General features: G+C 70.6%; 21 protein-coding genes. 12 read left to right on the top strand and 9 right to left on the bottom strand.

The annotated features are described in order from the left end of the window. Positions 1 to 43: 43 nt before the first annotated feature. The 4 genes from ACWC91_RS10440 to ACWC91_RS10425 all read right to left on the bottom strand — a co-directional run bounded on the left by ACWC91_RS10440 (position 44) and on the right by ACWC91_RS10425 (position 2463). Positions 44 to 622, bottom strand: coding sequence for a TerD family protein (locus tag ACWC91_RS10440; RefSeq protein ID WP_141361260.1), 579 nt, complete (start codon positions 620 to 622; stop codon positions 44 to 46). Positions 623 to 737: 115 nt separating this feature from the next. Continuing rightward, positions 738 to 1313: a TerD family protein gene (locus ACWC91_RS10435; RefSeq protein ID WP_100567001.1), complete on the bottom strand. Its 576-nt coding sequence runs from the start codon at positions 1311 to 1313 to the stop codon at positions 738 to 740. A gap of 135 nt (positions 1314 to 1448) precedes the next feature. Then, complete coding sequence (locus ACWC91_RS10430; RefSeq protein WP_450644512.1) at positions 1449 to 1907, bottom strand: peroxiredoxin; 459 nt, start codon at positions 1905 to 1907, stop codon at positions 1449 to 1451. Positions 1908 to 2025: 118 nt separating this feature from the next. After that, entirely contained in the window at positions 2026 to 2463 is a 438-nt protein-coding gene (locus tag ACWC91_RS10425) for a DUF3052 domain-containing protein (RefSeq protein ID WP_225075000.1), read from the bottom strand. Positions 2464 to 2877: 414 nt separating this feature from the next. On the opposite strand from ACWC91_RS10425, the gene aceE reads away from it, so the two are divergent. Next, positions 2878 to 5625: a pyruvate dehydrogenase (acetyl-transferring), homodimeric type gene (gene aceE / locus ACWC91_RS10420; RefSeq protein WP_225075001.1), complete on the top strand. Its 2748-nt coding sequence runs from the start codon at positions 2878 to 2880 to the stop codon at positions 5623 to 5625. A gap of 73 nt (positions 5626 to 5698) precedes the next feature. Here aceE and ACWC91_RS10415 read toward each other — a convergent pair whose 3' ends face one another. Beyond that, positions 5699 to 6007 carry a small hydrophobic protein gene (locus tag ACWC91_RS10415; protein WP_225075302.1) on the bottom strand — a complete coding sequence of 103 codons (309 nt, stop codon included), beginning with the start codon at positions 6005 to 6007 and terminating at the stop codon, positions 5699 to 5701. A gap of 233 nt (positions 6008 to 6240) precedes the next feature. Next, positions 6241 to 7860 (bottom strand): MFS transporter, encoded by a 1620-nt coding sequence (locus ACWC91_RS10410; protein ID WP_225075002.1) that lies wholly within the window; start codon positions 7858 to 7860, stop codon positions 6241 to 6243. A gap of 142 nt (positions 7861 to 8002) precedes the next feature. On the opposite strand from ACWC91_RS10410, the gene ACWC91_RS10405 reads away from it, so the two are divergent. From ACWC91_RS10405 to ACWC91_RS10395, 3 genes are all read left to right on the top strand, one after another. After that, complete coding sequence (locus tag ACWC91_RS10405) at positions 8003 to 8695, top strand: TetR family transcriptional regulator (RefSeq protein WP_225075003.1); 693 nt, start codon at positions 8003 to 8005, stop codon at positions 8693 to 8695. A gap of 149 nt (positions 8696 to 8844) precedes the next feature. Then, positions 8845 to 10062: an alpha/beta hydrolase gene (locus ACWC91_RS10400; protein ID WP_450644515.1), complete on the top strand. Its 1218-nt coding sequence runs from the start codon at positions 8845 to 8847 to the stop codon at positions 10060 to 10062. 67 nt (positions 10063 to 10129) lie between these two features. After that, a complete protein-coding gene (locus ACWC91_RS10395; protein ID WP_225075005.1) occupies positions 10130 to 10984 on the top strand; it encodes a DUF4429 domain-containing protein in 855 nt (284 codons plus the stop codon). A 76-nt stretch (positions 10985 to 11060) separates the two neighbouring features. On the opposite strand, the gene ACWC91_RS10390 is transcribed toward ACWC91_RS10395, so the two are convergent. Both ACWC91_RS10390 and ACWC91_RS10385 read right to left on the bottom strand, forming a co-directional pair. Then, complete coding sequence (locus tag ACWC91_RS10390) at positions 11061 to 12083, bottom strand: aldo/keto reductase (protein ID WP_450725871.1); 1023 nt, start codon at positions 12081 to 12083, stop codon at positions 11061 to 11063. A gap of 118 nt (positions 12084 to 12201) precedes the next feature. Continuing rightward, positions 12202 to 12675, bottom strand: a complete 474-nt coding sequence (locus tag ACWC91_RS10385; RefSeq protein ID WP_225075007.1) for a MerR family transcriptional regulator — start codon at positions 12673 to 12675, stop codon at positions 12202 to 12204. A 105-nt stretch (positions 12676 to 12780) separates the two neighbouring features. Between ACWC91_RS10385 and ACWC91_RS10380 the strand changes: the two genes are divergently transcribed. The 3 genes from ACWC91_RS10380 to ACWC91_RS10370 are packed head-to-tail and all read left to right on the top strand — an operon-like array spanning position 12781 to position 14666. Continuing rightward, positions 12781 to 13251: a GNAT family N-acetyltransferase gene (locus tag ACWC91_RS10380; RefSeq protein ID WP_225075008.1), complete on the top strand. Its 471-nt coding sequence runs from the start codon at positions 12781 to 12783 to the stop codon at positions 13249 to 13251. A gap of 18 nt (positions 13252 to 13269) precedes the next feature. Continuing rightward, positions 13270 to 14094, top strand: coding sequence for a serine hydrolase domain-containing protein (locus tag ACWC91_RS10375; RefSeq protein WP_225075009.1), 825 nt, complete (start codon positions 13270 to 13272; stop codon positions 14092 to 14094). A 14-nt stretch (positions 14095 to 14108) separates the two neighbouring features. Further along, positions 14109 to 14666, top strand: a complete 558-nt coding sequence (locus ACWC91_RS10370) for a GNAT family N-acetyltransferase (RefSeq protein ID WP_225075010.1) — start codon at positions 14109 to 14111, stop codon at positions 14664 to 14666. Between the two features lie 30 nt (positions 14667 to 14696). On the opposite strand, the gene ACWC91_RS10365 is transcribed toward ACWC91_RS10370, so the two are convergent. Next, entirely contained in the window at positions 14697 to 15359 is a 663-nt protein-coding gene (locus ACWC91_RS10365) for a pirin family protein (protein ID WP_225075011.1), read from the bottom strand. A gap of 95 nt (positions 15360 to 15454) precedes the next feature. On the opposite strand from ACWC91_RS10365, the gene fasR reads away from it, so the two are divergent. From fasR to fabF, 5 genes are all read left to right on the top strand, one after another. Next, a complete protein-coding gene (fasR, locus tag ACWC91_RS10360; protein ID WP_281155785.1) occupies positions 15455 to 16660 on the top strand; it encodes a fatty acid biosynthesis transcriptional regulator FasR in 1206 nt (401 codons plus the stop codon). 89 nt (positions 16661 to 16749) lie between these two features. Continuing rightward, complete coding sequence (locus ACWC91_RS10355; RefSeq protein WP_450644563.1) at positions 16750 to 17667, top strand: ACP S-malonyltransferase; 918 nt, start codon at positions 16750 to 16752, stop codon at positions 17665 to 17667. A gap of 21 nt (positions 17668 to 17688) precedes the next feature. Continuing rightward, positions 17689 to 18720: a ketoacyl-ACP synthase III gene (locus ACWC91_RS10350; RefSeq protein WP_225075013.1), complete on the top strand. Its 1032-nt coding sequence runs from the start codon at positions 17689 to 17691 to the stop codon at positions 18718 to 18720. Between the two features lie 100 nt (positions 18721 to 18820). Next, on the top strand, positions 18821 to 19069 hold the full coding sequence (locus tag ACWC91_RS10345; protein WP_003989952.1) for an acyl carrier protein: 249 nt from the start codon (positions 18821 to 18823) through the stop codon (positions 19067 to 19069). An 86-nt stretch (positions 19070 to 19155) separates the two neighbouring features. Then, on the top strand, positions 19156 to 20427 hold the full coding sequence (fabF, locus tag ACWC91_RS10340) for a beta-ketoacyl-ACP synthase II (protein WP_450644561.1): 1272 nt from the start codon (positions 19156 to 19158) through the stop codon (positions 20425 to 20427). Positions 20428 to 20561: the final 134 nt, after the last annotated feature.

The following is a 20561-nucleotide window of genomic DNA, read 5'->3' as shown; positions in this document are numbered from 1 at the left end:
CAATCCGTATCCGGTACGGGTCTCCCCCGCGCCGCACATGCCTTTACGAAACGTTGACCCCGAAGTCTAGAGCGATCCCGCGCAGTCCCGACGCGTACCCCTGGCCCACGGCGCGGAACTTCCATTCGCCGTGGTAGCGGTAGAGTTCGCCGAAGATCATCGCGGTTTCGGTGCTGGCGTCCTCGCTCAGGTCGTAGCGGGCGAGCTCCGCGCCGTCCGCCTGGTTCACCACGCGGATGAAGGCGTTGGAGACCTGGCCGAAAGTCTGGCCGCGCTCGTCGGCCATGTGGATGGAGACCGGGAAGACGATCTTCTCGCACTGCGCCGGCACCCTGGTGAGGTCCACCAGGATCGTCTCGTCGTCGCCCTCGCCCTCACCGGTGAGGTTGTCGCCGGTGTGCTCCACCGAGCCGTCCGGGCTCGTGAGCTGGTTGTAGAACACGAACCAGTCGTCGCCCAGCACCCGGTTGGCGCCGCTGCACAGCAACGCGCTGGCGTCGAGGTCGAAGGGGGCTCCGGTGGTGGAGCGCTCCTCCCAGCCGAGTCCGACCATGACGTTGGTCAGGTTCGGTGCGGCTTTGGAGAGGGAGACATTGCCTCCCTTGGCGAGCGTGACGCCCATGATGCTGGTCCTCCCCGAGGTGGTGCCTGTGTGGTTGTCCTGCGCGTCCGGCGCCGCGCTGAAACGCGCGGCGCCGGACGGGTCGGGATTGGTGCGAAGCCGTGCAGACCTGGACTCAGACGTTCACGCCGAAGTCCTGCGCGATACCGCGCAGGCCCGACGCGTAGCCCTGGCCGATGGCGCGGAACTTCCACTCCGCGCCGTGGCGGTACAGCTCGCCGAAGACCATGGCCGTCTCGGTGGAGGCGTCCTCGCTGAGGTCGTACCGCGCGATCTCCTGGCCGCCGGCCTGGTTCACCACGCGGATGTAGGCGTTGCGCACCTGCCCGAAGGACTGCTGGCGGTTCTCGGCGTCGTAGATCGAGACCGGGAAGACGATCTTGTCGACGTCGGCCGGGACGCCGGCCAGGTTGACCTTGATCGTCTCGTCGTCGCCCTCGCCCTCGCCGGTGAGGTTGTCACCGGTGTGCTCGACCGAGCCGTCCGGGCTCTTGAGGTTGTTGAAGAAGACGAAGTGCTGGTCGCTGACCACCTTGCCGGAGTTGTTCAGCAGCAGCGCGCTGGCGTCGAGGTCGAAGTCGCTGCCGGTCGTGGTGCGGGCGTCCCAGCCCAGGCCGACGAGGACCGCGGTCAGGCCCGGGGCCTCCTTCGTCAGCGATACGTTGCCGCCCTTGCTGAGGCTGACTCCCACGAGTCCTCCATTGGTGTCCGGGGGCTGGAGCCCCGTCGTGCATCGGATATGGGATCAACGACTCGATCCTAGTGACGGGTTCCCGCGCCACGCAGGCCCTGGAGCCGAAGAATCACAGGTGTCGGGGACACCGGGTCACAGGGTGTCGAGCGCCTTCACGTAGTCGTTGAGGTCGCGCGCGTCCGGCAGGCCGTTGACGACGGTCCAGCGCACGACGCCCTCCTTGTCGATGATGAAGGTGCCGCGCACCGCGCAGCCCTTGCCCTCGTCGAAGACGCCGTAGGCGCGCGAAGTGTTGCCGTGCGGCCAGAAATCGCTCAGCAGCGGGTACTCCAGGCCCTCCTGCTCGCCGAAGACGCGCAGGGTGTGGACGGAGTCGTTGGAGACGGCGAGCAGCTGGGTGTCGTCGTTGACGAACTTCGGCAGGTTGTCGCGCAGTGCGCACAGCTCGCCGGTGCACACACCGGTGAAGGCGAACGGGTAGAAGAGCAGCACCACGTTCTTCTCGCCGCGGAAGTCGGACAGCTTCACGGTCCGGCCGTGGTTGTCCTTGAGCTCGAAGTCGGGTGCCTTGTCGCCGACCTGGATCGCCATCGTCCTGCTTCCCTTCGGTGGGACTGTTCGGGTGATACCACCCTACGCAGTGATCACCGCAAGCCGACGGACGGGCCGACGCGAGTCGGCCCGTCCGGGGTCCTGGGACGAGGTGGAGCTACTTCTTGGACTTGGCTGCCTTGGGCGTCGCGAGGCGGCTGCCGCTCCAGTCCTTGCCGACGCTGACGCTCTTGCTCGCCGACAGACCCGCCGTGGTCGCGGCTTCCGAGATGTCGCTCGGCTCCACGTAGCCCGAACGGCCCGTCTTCGGTGTGAGGAGCAGGATCGCGCCACCCTCTTCGATGTACGTGGTGGCGTCCACCAGCGCATCCGTCAGGTCGCCGTCGTCGTCGCGGAACCACAGCACCACGGCGTCGGCCACGTCGTCGTAGTCCTCGTCCACGAGCTCGCTGCCGCTCGCTTCCTCGATGGCCTCGCGGAGGTCCTGGTCGACGTCGTCGTCGTAGCCGATCTCCTGGACCACCTGCCCGGGCTGGAATCCCAGCCTGGCGGCCGGGTTAGTCCGCTCCTCCGCGTGGTCCGCGGTCGCGCTCACGGGTTGCCTCCTGATGATGTTGCGATTTAGGTCTTCAGCCACGCGCGTGCGCGAAGCATTGGCCGTAGTCCACACGGGCGGGCCGGATCGCGCAAGTACCCGGCGGTTCAGACCGCCGAAACGGTGACGATCCCGGCTGTGTCGCCGCAACTCCTGACACGGTATCGCGATCAGCGGTGACACACACCACACCGTTCTGTCCGGTTCGCGTGTTCGGGAGCACGCGTCCGGGCAGGGGACGTCCGATGGAACCCCAGGGTTACCTCGCGGTAGAGATGACGTGCGGCTTGCGCGAGGTACACGATGGGGAACGGTGCAGGCACAGGCAGACAAATCTACAGGAACCCAGGAAACCAACAGAACGAACCCAGATACGCCCCAGACATGTCAGCCCTCTGACAGGTAAGGAACAGCGTGGCTTCCGGATCCGATCGAAACCCGATCATCATTGGCGGCCTCCCGAGTCAGGTTCCTGACTTCGATCCCGAGGAGACCCAGGAGTGGCTCGACTCGCTCGACGCCGCGGTCGACGAGCGGGGCCGGGAGCGGGCCCGCTACCTCATGCTCCGGCTGATCGAGCGCGCCCGCGAGAAGCGCGTGGCCGTGCCCGAGATGCGCAGCACGGACTACGTCAACACCATCCCCACCAAGAGCGAGCCGTTCTTCCCCGGCAACGAGGAGATCGAGCGCAAGATCCTCAACGCCACGCGCTGGAACGCCGCGGTGATGGTCTCCCGCGCCCAGCGGCCGGGCATCGGCGTCGGCGGCCACATCGCCACCTTCGCCTCCTCCGCCTCCCTCTACGACGTCGGCTTCAACCACTTCTTCCGCGGCAAGGACGACGGCCGGGGCGGCGACCAGGTCTTCTTCCAGGGGCACGCCTCACCGGGCATCTACGCGCGCGCGTACCTGCTGGACCGGCTCACCGAACAGCACCTTGACGGCTTCCGCCAGGAGAAGTCCAAGGCGCCGTACGGCCTGTCCAGCTATCCGCACCCGCGCTCGATGCCGGACTTCTGGGAGTTCCCGACGGTCTCCATGGGCCTCGGCCCGATCGGCGCGATCTTCCAGGCCCGGATGAACCGGTACATGCACGCGCGCGGGATCGCGGACACCTCCGACTCGCACGTGTGGGCCTTCCTCGGCGACGGCGAGATGGACGAGCCGGAGTCGCTCGGCCAGCTGTCCATCGCCGCCCGTGAGGGCCTGGACAACCTGACCTTCGTGGTCAACTGCAACCTCCAGCGCCTGGACGGCCCGGTGCGCGGCAACGGCAAGATCATCCAGGAACTGGAGTCGGTCTTCCGGGGCGCCGGCTGGAACGTGATCAAGCTGATCTGGGACCGCACCTGGGACCCGCTGCTGGCGCAGGACCGCGACGGCGTGCTGGTCAACAGGATGAACACCACGCCGGACGGCCAGTTCCAGACCTACGCCACCGAGTCCGGCGCGTACATCCGCGAGCACTTCTTCGGCGACGACCACCGGCTGCGCAAGATGGTCGAGAACATGACCGACCAGCAGATCCTGCACCTGGGCCGCGGCGGCCACGACCACCGCAAGATCTACGCGGCGTACAAGGCGGCGCTGGAGCACAAGGGCCAGCCGACGGTCATCCTGGCCAAGACGGTCAAGGGCTGGACCCTCGGCCCGAACTTCGAGGGCCGCAACGCCACCCACCAGATGAAGAAGCTGACGGTCGACGACCTCAAGCACTTCCGCGACCGGCTGCACCTGCCGATCTCCGACCGGGAGCTGGAGTCCGGCCCGCCGCCGTACTACCACCCGGGCCGGGACACCGAGGAGATCCAGTACATGCACGACCGCCGCAAGGGCTGCGGCGGCTACGTGCCGACCCGGATCGTGCGCTCCAAGCCGCTCGAACTGCCGGGCGACCGGACGTACGCATCCGTGAAGAAGGGTTCGGGCCAGCAGTCCATCGCGACCACGATGGCCTTCGTGCGGCTGCTGAAAGACCTCATGCGGGACAAGGAGATCGGCAGGCGGTTCGTGCTGATCGCACCGGACGAGTACCGCACGTTCGGCATGGACTCCTTCTTCCCGAGTGCGAAGATCTACAACCCGCTCGGCCAGCAGTACGAGTCCGTCGACCGCGATCTGCTGCTCGCCTACAAGGAGTCGCCGACCGGGCAGATGCTGCACGACGGCATCTCCGAGGCGGGCTGCACGGCCTCCCTGATCGCGGCGGGCTCGGCCTACGCCACCCACGGCGAGCCGCTGATCCCGGTGTACGTCTTCTACTCGATGTTCGGTTTCCAGCGCACCGGCGACCAGTTCTGGCAGATGGCCGACCAGCTGGCGCGCGGTTTCGTCCTGGGCGCGACCGCCGGCCGCACGACCCTGACCGGTGAGGGTCTCCAGCACGCCGACGGCCACTCCCAGCTGCTGGCCTCCACCAACCCGGCGTGCGTGGCCTACGACCCGGCGTACGGGTACGAGATCGCGCACATCGTGCAGGACGGCCTGCGCCGCATGTACGGCGGTGACGAGCGGCATCCGCACGGCGAGGACGTCTTCTACTACCTCACCGTCTACAACGAGCCGATCCAGCAGCCGGCCGAGCCTGCGGACGTGGACGTCGAGGGCATCCTCAAGGGCCTGCACCGGCTCGGCGAGGGCACGGCGGGCGACATCCCGGCGCAGATCATGGCGTCGGGCGTGGCGGTCCCGTGGGCCCTCGAGGCCCAGCGGATCCTCGCCGAGGAGTGGAACGTCAGGGCCGGCGTCTGGTCCGCGACCTCCTGGAACGAGCTGCGGCGCGAGGCCGTGGCGTGCGAGGAGTACAACCTGCTGCACCCGGAGGAGGAGCAGCGGGTGCCGTGGTTGACGCGGAGGCTGAGCGCGGCCGAGGGGCCGTTCGTGGCCGTCTCCGACTGGATGCGCTCGGTGCCGGACCAGATCGCGCGGTGGGTGCCAGGGACGTACCAGTCCCTGGGCGCCGACGGCTTCGGCTTCGCCGACACCCGTGGGGCGGCCCGGCGGTTCTTCCACATCGACGCCCAGTCGATCGTGCTGGCGGTGCTGACGGAGCTGGCCCGCGAGGGCAAGGTCGACCGGTCGGTGCTGAAGCAGGCCCTCGACCGCTACCGGATCCTGGAGGTGTCGGCGGCCGACCCGGGCACGGCGGGCGGCGACGCCTAGAGCCGGAGAGACGCCTGGAGCCGGAAAGGGGAGGGCGGCGGGCCATCGGTCCGCCGCCCTCCCTTCTCCGGTGTCAGAACAGGCCGTTGCCCGGGGTTGCCGCGCCGGCAAGCCAGACGACGGCCAGGAGTGTGTCGATGGCGCCCAGGACCACGGCGACCAGGGCCGGGAGCGAGCGGCCGCCCGTCCAGGTGCGGCCCATCGCGAGCCGGCCGCAGGCGACCGCGGCCGGGCCGAGGACGATGCCCAGCGCGAAGAAGCCGGCGATCGCGCAGATGGTCCCGATGATCCCGAGTGTCGCGCGGTCCGGCCAGTTCCGCTGCCACGTCCGGCTGCGCGAACGGGGGTACCCGCGCGTTCCGCGTCCGAAGCCCGCCATCATCAACTCCTTCTGACACCCGTCGAGTTGGAGTTCCATTGGGATTCGTATGTGCGGGTACCCCGGTTCCGGCCGCCGAAGCCGCCCGCGCGCCGCCCCCTCCGGCAGCGCGCCGCGGCCGCTTCTCCCCTCCTCTGCGGAGGACTTGACCCACTGTCACCTGCGGTGCGGGCCGGAGTCGAGGGAACTTCGGCGGAGTCACCCTGACGGGCGAACTCCGCCGCTCGATGGGGTCCTCAGATGTGGCCGACGCCCGCGCCCGCCTCCGCGTTCTCCCCGCGCTTGGTGAGCAGCGCCACGAGGACGGCCACGGCCGCGATCGCGGCGGCGACGAGGGAGGCGAGGCTCATGCCGGAGATGAAGGTGTCGTGCGCGACGGTGGTGATCTTCGTGGCGATCATCTCGGGCGTGCCCTGCGGCACCGGCGCCGCGCCGAACTGGACCGCCTCGGAGGCCTGGTCCAGCTGGGCGGGGGTGAGCGGCGGGAGCCCCGCGTCCTTCCAGTTGCCGGCCAGGTCGTTGTTGACCTTGGAGGCCATCACGGCGCCCAGCACGGCCGTACCGAGGCTGCCGCCGATCTGCATGGCGGACTGCTGGAGCCCGCCGGCCACACCGGACAGCTCCAGGGGCGCGTTGCCGACGATGACCTCGGTGGCACCGACCATGACGGGGGCGAGACCGAGGCCGAGCAGGGCGAACCAGAGCGACATGGCGAGGCTGCCGGTGCCCGTCTCGAGCGTCGACATGCCGTACATGGCGAGCGCGGTGGCGGCCATGCCGCCCGCCAGCGGGACGCGCGGGCCCACCTTGGTGATCATGAAGCCCGCGAGCGGGGAGCCGACGATCATCATGCCGGTGAGCGGGAGGAGGTGCGTACCCGCCTCGATCGGGCTCATCCCGTGCACGTTCTGGAGGTAGAAGGTGACGAAGAACAGGCCGCCCATGAACGCGATGGCCATCAGCACCATGAGCACCACGCCGGCGGACAGCGGGACCGAGCGGAACAGCGCCAGCGGGATCAGCGGCTCCTTCACCTTCGTCTCCCAGAAGGCGAAGGCGGCGAAGCCGAGCACGGACGCGGCGATGTACGTCCATGTCGTGCCGTCGCCCCAGCCCCAGGCCGGAGCCTTGATCAGGGCCCACACCAGGCAGAACATCGCGCCGGAGAGCAGCACGATGCCCGGGATGTCGAAGGAGCGCGGCGCGTTCTCGGCACGGTGGTCGAGCAGGATCAGCAGGCCCAGGATCAGGGCGAGGGCGCCGACGGGCACGTTGATGAAGAACACCGACTGCCAGTTGACGTGCTCGACGAGCACACCGCCGAGGATCGGGCCGCCGGCGGTGGAGGCACCGATGACCATGCCCCAGATGCCGATGGCCATGTTCAGCTTCTCGGCCGGGAAGGTGGCCCGCAGCAGGCCGAGCGCGGCCGGCATCAGCAGCGCCCCGAACAGGCCCTGGAAGACCCGGAAGGTGATGACCATGGCGATGCTGTTCGACAGGCCGATGGCGCCCGAGGCGGCGGCGAAGCCGGTCACGCCGATGAGGAAGGTCTGCCGGTGCCCGAAGCGGTCACCGAGCTTGCCCGCGGTGATCAGGGAGACCGCGAGGGCGAGGAAGTAGGCGTTGGTGATCCACTGCACGTCGGCGAGGGTCGCGTGCAGTTCCTTGCCGATGACAGGGTTGGCGATGGCCACGATGGTGCCGTCGAGGGCCACCATCATGACCCCTACGGCGACGGTGATCAGGGTGACCCACGGGTGCCCTCGCAGCCCCTGGGCCGGCGTGGGGTCCGATGGGCCCGCTGGGGCTTTGTCCCCCGGCCCCGTCGTGTCGATGGTGGTCTGACTAGTCATGCGTTCGAGGCTAATGACAGTCACTGACAAACGACAAACCAATTCACAAGTCGGTAACTGACATGCCACTCCCCTATAGTCTGATCAGGGGAAACTGTTCGCGTTCGGGGAAGCGGTGCGGAAGAGAAGTCCGGAGAGGTCCATGGAGACGGCGGGGACCGCCGGGACGGCGCCACGGACGGTGTCGCGGACGGCGGCACGGCCGGGGCTGCGGGAACGCAAGAAGCGGCGCACCCGCGACGCACTGCTGCGGGCGGCGCTGGAACTGTTCACCACCCAGGGGTACGAACGGACGACGGTCGACGAGATCGCCGAGGCCGTCGACGTCTCCCAGCGGACCTTCTTCCGCTACTTCCCCAACAAGGAGGAAGCCGCCTTCGCCGTCCAGGAGATCGTGGAGGCGCACTTCGTCGACTCGCTGCGCGACCGCCCGCCCGGAGAGGCTCCGCTGGAGGTGCTGCGCCGGGGCCTGCTGGAGGGCTGGGACACGATCAGCGACGCCGTGGGGAGCGTCGTGCCCGTGGAGCTGTACCTGCGCATGTTCCGGGTGATTGAGTCGACGCCGGCCCTGTTCGCCGAGCATCTGCGCCGTTCGGCGGAGACCGAGGAGCAGATCGCGCGGCTGCTCGCCGAGCGCGAGGGCCTCGACGTGGACGCCGATCCGCGGCCGCGGCTGGCGGTGGCCGTGTTCGGCGCGGTGATGCGGGTGACGAGCCGCCAGTGGAGCACACGCGAGGACGCCGGTCAGGAGGCCATGCGGGAACTCACCGCCGCGTACCTCGACCAGGTGGGCCCCGCGCTCACCGGGAACTGGCGTACGAGCCCGCGGCCTTGAGCCCGGACATTCCACCGATCTTGAACTGCCGTACGCAGGACCGATCTTGAACACGCTCACCGGCTGAGGTCACCGTCACACCGCTCGAAACGTGATACCTGTCACTCGGTTAACGCGAGACCGTCTCGTTCTCCTAGTGTGTCCTCCCAGTGACTTCCTTCGACACCTCCCCACAACTCAACGTCTGGCGCGCACTGCTCGCGCTGGCCGTGGTCTTCGTGATGCTGGCCACCACCGGCTGGACCGCGGTGCGCGGCCATCGCGGAACCACCGCCCTCCAGGCGTCGCTGACCGCATGGGACCACGGCCGCCTGCACGGGCACCGGCTGCCGGACGCGGACGCCTCCCCCACCCTGCTGCGGCGCTTCTTCGCCTCGCTCGGCGCGCAGGACCGCGGCCGGCTCGCCCGTCGCTACCCGCTCGCGGTCGGCAACATGGACGGCGCCCCGGTCCGGCTGCGCTACCAGGCCAACCGGATCGCGCTCCACCAGGCACGCAAGGTCGAGCTGGCCCGTATGCACGACAGCCGGCTCTCACCGGTCGGGCAGCAGGACGCGGGCCGCCGCATGCAGCGCTACACCTCGCTGATGGCGAAGGACCGGCAGATCCTGGCCTTCGATCCCGACGGGACGGGACGGGTCGCCGAGGTCTTCGGCGACCTGGGGAGAGCCGAGCGGGTCTCCGTCGTCGTCCCCGGCGTCGACACCGACCTGTTCACCTTCCGGAAGACCTACCGCCCGTACTCGGCGCCGTACGGCATGGCGAAGTCGCTGTACGCGGCCGAGCGCGGGGCGGACCCCTCGACCCGTACGGCCGTGATCGCCTGGGCCGACTACACCGCGCCCAGCGGGCTCGGCGTGGACGCGGCCACGGCGATGCGCGCCGAGGAGGGCGCGGTGCGGCTGAACAAGCTGCTGCGGGGACTGCCCGGCGACTCGTCCGTCTCGCTGTTCTGCCACAGCTACGGGTCGGTGGTGTGCGGCGTCGCCGCGCGGGAGCTGCCGCGGCGGGTGTCCGACATAGCGGTGGCCGCAAGCCCCGGAATGCGGGTGCGGAGCGCCTCCCAACTGCACACCTCCGCCCGGGTGTGGGCGATGCGGGACGCCACCGACTGGATCCAGGACGTGCCCTACCTCGAACTCGGCGGCCTCGGTCACGGCGCCGACCCGGTCTCCGCGGACTTCGGGGCACGGGTGCTGTCGGCACGGGGTGCCAAGGGCCACGCCGGCTACTTCGAGCCGGGCACCGACAGCCTGGCGAACTTCGCCGAGATCGGGGTCGGCTCGTACGGGTCGGTGCGGTGCGCACATGACGATGACGGATGCCGGGCGGATTTGTCCGGCGCGACACCGGCCGGACGCGCGTAGAGACAGCAGGAACTGCGGTCTGCCCGGGGAGGGACGAAGGAGCTTTTCGCCCCCTACGATGAGCCGCATGGGTGACGTACTGGCCGGATTTCACGCTGCCTGGGAGTTCGAGTCCGATTCCGTGCTCATCCGTTACGAACGGGGGATTCGAACACCCAAGCTCTTCCAGGCCCTCGGTGCCCGCCGGATCCCGCTGGCGGCACTCGCGGGTGTGACGCTCACCGCGGGCCGACGCGGCACCGTGGTCCTGAGTGCCGCGCCCAGACCGGGCGCCGATCCGCTGATGGAGGCGGCCGACGGGCAACTCAAGGAGGGGTGCGACCCGTATCGGCTGGTGCTGCCCGCCGAACGGGAGACGCTGGCCGAGTACTACGCCGAGGAACTGCGCGCCCGCCTTTCCGCGAACGGGCCGGCCGACCGCCACCTGGTGGCGGCACCGCGGGCCCCTCAGCAGTTCAAGGCCTACGACGGGAAGGCGTCCTTCGACGGTACGGCGGTGCGGTTCCGGTGGTCGTGGACGGGAGCCTCCTCGGCCAAGTGGAAGGCCGGCGACCAGAGCTTCCCCGTCGCCGACATGGGCGGGGTGGAGTGGCGCTCGCCCGAGGCGTTCGAGGGGCATCTGCGGCTGCTGCCGCGCGATCCGGGCGCCGCCGCGCAGTCGCGGCAGCCGGATCAGGATCCGGCCGCGGTGGTGTTCGGGCTCGGGTACGGGCCCGTGCACGAGTCACTGCCGTTCGCCGCGGCCGTACTGGCCGCGGTGCGGGCGGCGGGCCCGGCGACGCCGGTGCCGGTGCCGGCCCCGCGCCGCGACCCCGCGGACATCGCGGAGCGGATCCGCCACCTCGGGGAGCTGCATCAGGCGGGGCTGGTGACCGACGAGGAGTTCTCGCTGAAGAAGGCGGAGCTCCTGGCCGAGCTGTAGCGGCCCGGCCGGGGGCGCCCGTGCCGCCGGCGCGGCACGGGCGGGCTTCCGTCCGGCCGCACCCGGCGGCGGGCGGTCACCGCTGTTCCCGGCCCCCCGACGTGAACGACATGTCGGCGTACCGCGTGCCCGACACCTTCGCGGCGATCGGCTCCAGCAGTGCCAGCTCCTCCTCGGTCAGCACGATCCGCGTCGCCGCCACGTTCTCCTCCACCCGGCTCGGCCTGCGGGTGCCGGGGATCTGGACGACCGGGAGACCGTGCACGGACGACCGCTGCTGCACCCAGGCCAGGGCGATCTGCGCGAGCGAGGCTCCGTGGGCCTTCGCGACCATGCGGATCGGCTCCAGCAGGGCGGCGTTGGCCACCGCGTTCTCCCCCTGGAAGCGGGGCATGGTGCGGCGGAAGTCGTCGCCGGTCAGCTCCTTCGCGGCGTCGACGAACCCGCCGGTCAGAAAGCCCCGCCCGAGCGGCGAGTACGGCACCAGCGCCACGCCGAGGTCGCGCGCCGCGGGCACCACGTGCGTCTCGATGTCACGGCTGAACAGCGACCACTCCGACTGGACGGCGGCGATCGGGTGCACGTCCCGCGCGGCCCGCAGCTCGTCGGCCGTGACCTCGCTCAGGCCCAGGTGCTTCACCTTGCCCTCGCGCACCAGGTCGGCCATGGTCCCGACGCTCTCCTCGATCGGGACGTTCACGTCACGGCGGTGCATGTAGTAGAGGTCGATCACGTCGACGTCCAGGCGCTCCAGGCTCGCCTCGACGGCCTGCCGTATGTAGGGCGGGTCATTGCGGATGATCCGCTTGGTCGGCTCGTCCGGCGGGATCGAGAGGGCGAACTTGGTGGCGATCACGACCTCGTCCCGGTGCGCCTTGAGGAACGGGGCGAGGAACCGCTCGTTCTCGCCCTGCCCGTAGGCGTCCGCCGTGTCGTAGAGGGTCACTCCCAGTTCCAGGGCCCGCTCCAGGGTGGCGCGGGACTCCCCCGCGTCCGCGGGGCCGTAGGCGAAGCTCATGCCCATGCATCCGAGGCCCTGTACGCCGACCTCCGGTCCGTCCTCGCCCAGCCGTACGGTCGGGATCCTGCTTTCGGTCATCGCGTTGTCTCCGCTTCTCAGGGACGTTCGCTTCTTCGGTGGCGTCTGGCTTCTGAGCGGCGTCCGCGGTTCAGTGGCGCCGCGGTTCAGTGGCGCCACGGTTCAGTGGCGCCGTGGTTCAGTGGCGTCCGGCGTCCGCGTAGAAACTGATCTTGCGGTCCAGTACCGCGAGCGTGTCCCGCAGTTCGGCGATCCGGGCCAGGACGTCCCGGCGGGTCGCCTCCAGCAGCGCGTGCCGGTCGCCGTAGGTGCCCTCGCCCGCGCGCACCAGCTCCGCGTACCGGACCATGTCGGCGACCGGCATCCCGGTCAGCCGGAGCTTGCCGACCAGGTCGAGCCAGTCGAGGTCGCGGTTGGTGTACCGGCGCTGGCCCGTGTGCGAGCGGTCGACGTGGGGCATCAGGCCGATCCGCTCGTACCAGCGCAGGGTGTGGGCCGTCAGCCCGGTGAAGGCGACGACCTCGCTGATCGTGTAGCCGTCCTGCCCGTCGGGGCGCGGGTGCCGCCGGGGTGGGACGGAGCAGAGGTCGGCGCCGGTGGGGGCTTCCTCGGTCTCCTCGATGGTCACGGCCGTGGTCTGCGTCACCGTCATGGCCCCACGCTATGGCCTTGGAGTGCACTCCAAGCAAGCGGAACCCGGCAGGGCGGCGAGAAATGCGCGCGACGCGGGGCGGGCCCGGTGACTAGCGTGCCGGACATGAGTCTCGTACGACGTGCTGAGCCCGAGGACGCCGCGGAAGTGCTGCGACTGCGCCAGGTGATGATCGACTCGGTCCACGGCACCGATCCTTCCACCGACTGGCACGCGGAGTCACTGCCCACCCTGCGCGCGAAGCTGGCAGACCCGGCCGGGGACTTCGCGGCGTATGTCGTGGACCATCCGGAACGACCGGGGGCGCTGGCCGCGCTGGTGGCGGGCACGATCGACTACCGGATCGGCCGGGCGGGCCATCCGGGAGGCGCGGTCGGCTACGTCTTCAGCGTCGCGACGGATCCGGACGCCCGCCGTCGCGGTTACGCGCGCGCGTGCATGGAGACCCTGCTGGACTGGTTCCGCGAACGCGGTGCCGGCCGGGTGCAGCTCACCACGTCCACGGAGGGGGCACCGCTGTACACCTCCCTCGGCTTCCGGCCCAAGCCCGACCCGTTGCTGGAGCTGTGGCTGTGAGCGCTTAGGCTCGACGTCATGTCGTTGAACTCCCTGGCGTCGATCGAGAACTGGCCGGTCCCCACCGCGGCGGCGGGCGTGGTCCGCGCGGACGGCACGGTCCTGGGCACGCACGGCCCGGCCGCGCGGCCCTTCCCGCTGGCCTCGGTCACCAAGCCGCTGGCGGCGTACGCGGTGCTCGTCGCCTACGAGGAGGGCGCCATCGAGCTGGACGAGCCGGCCGGTCCGCCCGGCGCGACCGTCCGCCATCTGCTCGCCCACACCTCGGGCCTGGCCTTCGACGAACACCGGGTGACCTCCCGGCCCGGCGAGCGGCGGCTCTACTCCAACGCCGGCTTCGAGCAGCTCGGCGACCATGTGGCCAAGGCCACGGACATTCCGTTCGGCGAGTACCTGCGCCAGGCGGTCCTGGCCCCGCTGGGCATGACGCGGACGACCCTGGAGGGCTCCCCGGCGAAGGACGGGGTGTCCACGGTCGAGGACCTGCTCCGCTTCGCCGCCGAGATCCAGGCCCCGCGCCTGCTGGACCCGCGCACGGTCGCGGAGGCGATGACGGTGCAGTACCCCGGCACCAAGGGCGTCCTGCCGGGCTACGGCCACCAGAACCCCAACGACTGGGGCCTGGGCTTCGAGATCCGCGACTCCAAGTCCCCTCACTGGACGGGCACTTCCTCGTCCCCCCGCACTTTCGGCCACTTCGGCCAGTCCGGCACGTTCCTGTGGATCGACCCGGCCGCCGGCGCCTCCTGCATAGCCCTGACCGACCGCGCCTTCGGCCCCTGGGCCATCGAGGCCTGGCCGCCGTTCACGGACGCGGTGCTGGCCGAACTGCGCGCCGCCTGAGCACAGGCCGACCGATGGACATCACTTTCCGGCGTCTGCTCCCCTCGGACACCGAGCCCCTGGTCCGCTTCCTGACGGGCGAGAGCTGGCCGTTCCACAGCGTCGGCGAGGTGGACGGCGACACGGCGCGCCGGTGGATCGCCGAGGGACGCTTCGAGAGCGGGGAGAACAGGAGCTTCTGGATCCTGACCGGTGCGGAACCCGTCGGCGTGGTCCGGCTCATGGACCTCTCCGACGACACGCCCCTGTTCGACCTTCGCCTGCGGGCCGGGCACCGGGGTCGCGGCATCGGCCGTGAAGCCGTGACCTGGCTGACGCGGTACCTGTTCGAGGAGTTCCCGCACGTGCACCGCATCGAGGGAACCACACGCCAGGACAACCACCCGATGCGCCGCGTCTTCCTGCGCTGCGGCTACGCCAAGGAAGCGCACTACCGGGACGCCTGGCCGTCCCAGGACGGAACGCTCCACGACACGGTCGGCTACGCGATCCTGCGCCGCGACTGGCTGACCGGCCGAGTCACGCTTCCGCAGTGGAACGACGAGCCCGTCGACCGGGGGCCGGCGAGGTGACGGGGCCGGGCGTCGAGGCCGTTCACGGCGTCAGTGGGCCGCCATCTCCCACATCAGCAGTTCCGCGTTCGTCAGTGCCAGCGTCTCCATGTCCCTGGCGGACGTGATGCGGGCCGCGTCTCCCGGGCCGAGCTGGGCGGCGCCCAGGCGTACTTCGCCGCGTACGACGTGGACGTACACGTATGCCGCGTCCGGGATCGCCGTTCGTTCGGTCGGGGCGAGGCGGCGTACGTGGAGCATGGCGCCGGCCTCCGGGACGGCGTAGGGGGTGGAGTCGGCGATGCCGTGGACGAGTTCGTAGCAGGGGGTGCCGCCGGGTTCCAACGGGGCCAGCCAGGTCTGGACGAAGGTCAGGGGGGTGGGGCCCGCGTTGCGTTCCACGTGGTGGACACCGCCCGCCGAGCTCAGCCGCTGTACGTCGCCGGGGCGGACCACCGTCTCGTGGCCCGTGGAGTCGCGGTGGGTCAGCTCGCCCTCGACGACCCAGGTGACGATCTCGGTGTGGCTGTGCCGGTGCTCGTCGAAACCGGCGCCGGGGGCCAGGTGTTCCTCGTTGCAGGCGATCATCGCGCCGAAGCGGAGGTTGTCCGGATCGTAGTGCGGGCCGAAGGAGAAGGCGTGCCGGGACGTGATGCCGGCGGCCGGCTCGCCGCCCTCGTAGCGCTCTGCCGCGCGCCGTACTTCCGTCGTCACGCGGACCACCGTAATGCCCGGCCGTGACGGGCCGGAGCAGCCCAGCCCCGACCCGGCGACACGCACGCACGTCCGGATGAGGCAGTCTTGTCCCCGTGCCCGAACCCGAATCCCGCCAGGCCGAAGCCGCGGCCCACTCCGTCCATCCGCATTCCGCGACCCTGAAAAGACTGGAGAAGTCCTCCGGGTCGCTGGCCGCGCAGGCGATCGCGCGGATGGACGAGACGCTGCCGTGGTACCGGGCGATGCCCCCGGAGAACCGTTCGTGGATCGGGCTGGTCGCCCAGGCGGGCATCGCCGCCTTCACCGAGTGGTTCCGGCACCCGGACGCGCCCCAGGCGATCTCCACCGATGTGTTCGGGACCGCGCCGCGCGAGCTGACACGGGCGATCACGCTGCGGCAGACCGTGGAGATGGTGCGCACCACGATCGAGGTCATGGAGTCGGCCATCGACGAGGTGGCGGCGCCGGGCGACGAGGCCGTGCTCCGGGAGGCGCTGCTCGTCTACGCCCGCGAGATCGCCTTCGCCACCGCCCAGGTCTACGCGCAGGCCGCCGAGGCACGCGGTGCCTGGGACGCCCGGCTGGAGTCCCTGGTCGTCAACGCGGTGCTCAGCGGGGAGGCCGACGAGGGGGCCGTGTCGCGGGCCGCCGCCCTGGGCTGGAACTCCCCCGAACACGTGTGCGTGGTGCTCGGGACCGCGCCCGACGGGGACTCCGAGCTGACCGTGGAGGCCATCCGGCGGGCCGCCCGGCACGCCAAGCTCCAGGTGCTCACCGGGGTGCTCGGGGACCGGCTGGTCGTCGTCGCGGGCGGGAGCGACAACCCGCTGGCGGTGGCCAAATCGCTGATCGGGCCCTTCGCCGCAGGGCCGGTCGTCGCCGGCCCGGTGGTGCCGGATCTGCTGGCCGCGACCCGGTCCGCGCAGGCCGCCGCGGCCGGGCTCAAGGCGTGTTCCGCCTGGCAGGACGCCCCGCGGCCGGTGCTGGCGGACGATCTGCTGCCGGAGCGCGCCATCGCCGGTGACCCGGGCGCGCGGGAGCAGTTGGTAGAGGAGATCTACAGACCGCTGGAGGAGGCCGGCTCCGCGCTGCTCGAAACTCTCAGCGTCTATCTGGAGCAGGCGAGCAGCCTGGAAGGCGCGGCCAGGATGCTCTTCGTTCACCCGAACACCGTGCGCTACCGGCTCCGACGTGTGACTGACGTCACCGGTTGGTCACCCTCCGATGTACGATCCGCGTTCACCCTGCGGATCGCACTGATCCTGGGGCGTCTGGCCGACGGAGATCCCCAGGCCTAGGCTTTTGTCGGGGGCCCACAAAACCCCTTGCCGTTCTTCGTCCCTGTCCCCACGGGCGGCCGTGGCCGTCCCCAAGAGAGAGTGTGAGAGTGCTCGTACTCGTCGCTCCCGGCCAAGGCGCCCAGACGCCCGGCTTCCTGACTCCCTGGCTCGAACTGCCCGGCGCCGCCGACCGTGTGGCCGCCTGGTCCGACGTCATCGGCCTGGACCTCGTGCACTACGGCACGCAGACCGACGCGGACGCGATCCGCGACACCGCGGTGGCCCAGCCGCTGCTGGTCGCCGCCGGGCTCCTGTCGGCCGCGGCACTGGGTGACACCGGCGCGGACGTGGTCGCCGGCCACAGCGTCGGCGAGATCACCGCCGCCGCCTTCGCGGGCGTCCTGGAGGACACCGCCGCGCTGACCCTGGTCCGCCGCCGGGGCCAGGCCATGGCCGAGGCCGCCGCGATCACCGAGACGGGCATGTCCGCGCTGCTGGGCGGCGACCCGGACGTGTCCGCCGCGCACCTGGCCAAGCTGGGCCTGACCCCGGCGAACGTCAACGGCGCGGGCCAGATCGTGGCCGCCGGCACCATGGAGCAGCTCGCCGCGCTGAACGAGGACATGCCCGAGGGCGTGCGCAAGGTCGTCCCGCTGAAGGTGGCCGGCGCCTTCCACACGCACCACATGGCCCCCGCGGTCGAGAAGCTGGCGGAGGCCGCCAAGTCGCTCTCGCCCGCCGACCCGAAGGTCACCTACGTCTCCAACAAGGACGGCCGGGCCGTGCACAGCGGCGACGAGGTCGTCGAGCGGCTGGTCGGGCAGGTCGCCAACCCGGTCCGCTGGGACCTGTGCATGGAGACCTTCAAGGAGCTCGGCGCCACCGCCCTGATCGAGGTGTGCCCCGGCGGCACCCTGACCGGCCTGGCCAAGCGCGCGCTGCCCGGCGTGAAGACGCTGGCGCTGAAGACCCCCGACGACCTCGACGCGGCCCGCGAGCTCATCGCCGAGCACGCGAGCGCCTGACGCCTTAAGGAGCCGACGAGCATGTCGAAGATCAAGCCCAGCAAGGGTGCCCCGTATGCGCGCATCCTCGGTGTGGGTGGCTACCGGCCCACACGCGTGGTGCCCAACGAGGTGATCCTTGAGCGGATCGACTCGTCCGACGAGTGGATCCGCTCGCGCTCGGGCATCGAGACCCGGCACTGGGCGTCGCCCGAGGAGACCGTCGCGGCGATGTCGATCGAGGCCTCCGGCAAGGCGATCGCGGACGCCGGGATCGACGCCGCGCAGATCGGCGCGGTGGTCGTCTCGACGGTCTCGCACTTCAGCCAGACCCCGGCCGTCGCCACCGAGATCGCGGACAAGCTCGGCACGGACAAGGCGGCCGCCTTCGACATCTCGGCGGGCTGCGCCGGCTTCGGCTACGGCCTCACCCTGGCCAAGGGCCTGGTCGTCGAGGGTTCGGCGGAGTACGTGCTGGTCATCGGGGTGGAGCGGCTCTCCGACCTGACCGACCTGGAGGACCGGGCCACGGCCTTCCTCTTCGGCGACGGAGCCGGCGCGGTCGTGGTCGGCCCCTCGCAGGAGCCCGCGATCGGCCCGACCGTGTGGGGCTCGGAGGGCGACAAGGCCGAGACCATCAAGCAGACCGTGCCGTGGGACCGCTTCCGGATCGGCGACGTGTCCGAACTCCCCGTCGACAGCGAGGGCAACGTCAAGTTCCCCGCGATCACGCAGGAAGGCCAGGCGGTGTTCCGCTGGGCCGTGTTCGAGATGGCGAAGGTCGCCCAGCAGGCGCTGGACGCGGCCGGGATCACCCCGGACGAACTGGACGTCTTCATCCCGCACCAGGCCAACGTGCGGATCATCGACTCGATGGTGAAGACGCTCAAGCTGCCGGAGCACGTCACGGTCGCCCGTGACATCCGCACCACCGGCAACACCTCGGCCGCCTCGATCCCGCTCGCGATGGAGCGGCTCCTGGCGACCGGCGAGGCGAAGAGCGGCGACACCGCGCTCGTCATCGGCTTCGGGGCGGGTCTCGTGTACGCCGCGACGGTCGTTACCCTCCCCTAGGCACTCCGTGCCGGATCATGCTTCCGGTGCGGGACCGCACAACCCTGCCGCTGACGCGGTGGGCGCCACACCCTCTGGAAAACTACGAAGGAGCGCCGACATGGCCGCCACTCAGGAAGAGATCGTCGCCGGTCTCGCGGAGATCGTGAACGAGATCGCCGGGATCCCGGTCGAGGACGTCCAGCTGGACAAGTCCTTCACCGACGACCTGGACGTCGACTCGCTGTCCATGGTCGAGGTCGTCGTCGCCGCCGAAGAGCGCTTCGACGTCAAGATCCCCGACGAGGACGTCAAGAACCTCAAGACGGTCGGCGACGCGACCGACTACATCCTCAAGCACCAGGGCTGATCGACCGATCACAGCCTTGGGCTGACTGCCCCGCCACCCGGCGGTGGCGCCGTACGAATCCTCGTTCCGTTGGAGAAAGAATTCCCGTGAGCTCGACCAATCGCACCGTGGTCGTCACCGGTATCGGCGCAACCACACCGCTGGGTGGCGACGTAGCCTCTACCTGGGAGGGCCTGGTCGCCGGCAAGTCCGGCGTGAAGCCCCTGACCCAGGAGTGGGCGGCCGACCAGGCCGTCCGCATCGCCGCTCCGGTGGCCGTGGAGCCGACCGAGGTCATCCCGCGGCCGCAGGCCCGCCGTCTGGACCGCTCGGCGCAGTTCGCGCTGATCGCGGCCCAGGAGGCCTGGAAGGACGCCGGTTTCACCGGCAAGGCCGGTGAGGACGGCTCCGTCGACCCGGACCGGCTCGGCACGGTCGTAGCCTCCGGCATCGGCGGCGTGACCACCCTGCTGGACCAGTACGACGTGCTGAAGGAGAAGGGCGTCCGCCGCGTCTCCCCGCACACCGTCCCCATGCTGATGCCGAACGGCCCCTCGGCCAACGTGGGCCTGCTCGTGGGCGCCCGCGCGGGCGTGCACACGCCGGTCTCGGCGTGCGCCTCGGGTGCCGAGGCCATCGGCTACGCCATCGAGATGATCCGCACCGGTCGTGCCGACGTGGTCGTCGCCGGCGGTACGGAGGCGGCGATCCACCCGCTGCCCATCGCCGCGTTCGGCAACATGATGGCGATGTCGAAGAACAACGAGGACCCCGAGGGCGCCTCGCGCCCCTACGACGTCGACCGGGACGGCTTCGTCCTCGGCGAGGGCGCGGGTGTGCTCGTCCTGGAGTCCGCCGAGCACGCCGCCAAGCGCGGTGCCCGCGTCTACGCGGAGGCGGTCGGCCAGGGCATCTCCGCGGACTCCCACGACATCGTCCAGCCGGAGCCGGAGGGCCGGGGCATCTCGCACGCCCTGCAGCACCTGCTCGACAGCACCGACCTGGACCCGGCGGAGATCGTGCACGTGAACGCGCACGCCACCTCGACGCCGGCGGGTGACATCGCCGAGCTGAAGGCGCTGCGCAAGGTCTTCGGCGACCACGCCGACCACATCGCGGTCTCCGCGACCAAGTCGATGATCGGTCACCTGCTCGGTGGCGCGGGCGGTGTGGAGTCGGTGGCGACCGTGCTGGCGCTGTACCACCGGGTGGCTCCGCCGACCATCAACGTCGAGAACATCGACCCCGAGGCCGAGGCGAACGCGGACGTGGTCCGCGGAGAGGCGCGCAAGCTGCCCGCCGATGGCCGTATCGCCGCGCTGAACGACTCGTTCGGCTTCGGCGGGCACAACGTGGTGCTGGCGTTCCGGACGGTCTGATAACCCCCGCTTGCGGAACCCGAGGGGCCCCCACCCCGCGGGGGGGGGGCCCCGGGGGGCCCCCCCCGGCGGGTTGACGTGGGGGGGGGTAACCGAAACCGAATAAAACCCCGGGGCGCCCCGCCCCCGGGGCG

Source organism: Streptomyces sp. NPDC001204 (assembly GCF_053598035.1).
The sequence above is the reverse complement of the archived record's forward strand: the minus strand, read 5'-3'. Positions and strand labels throughout refer to the sequence as shown.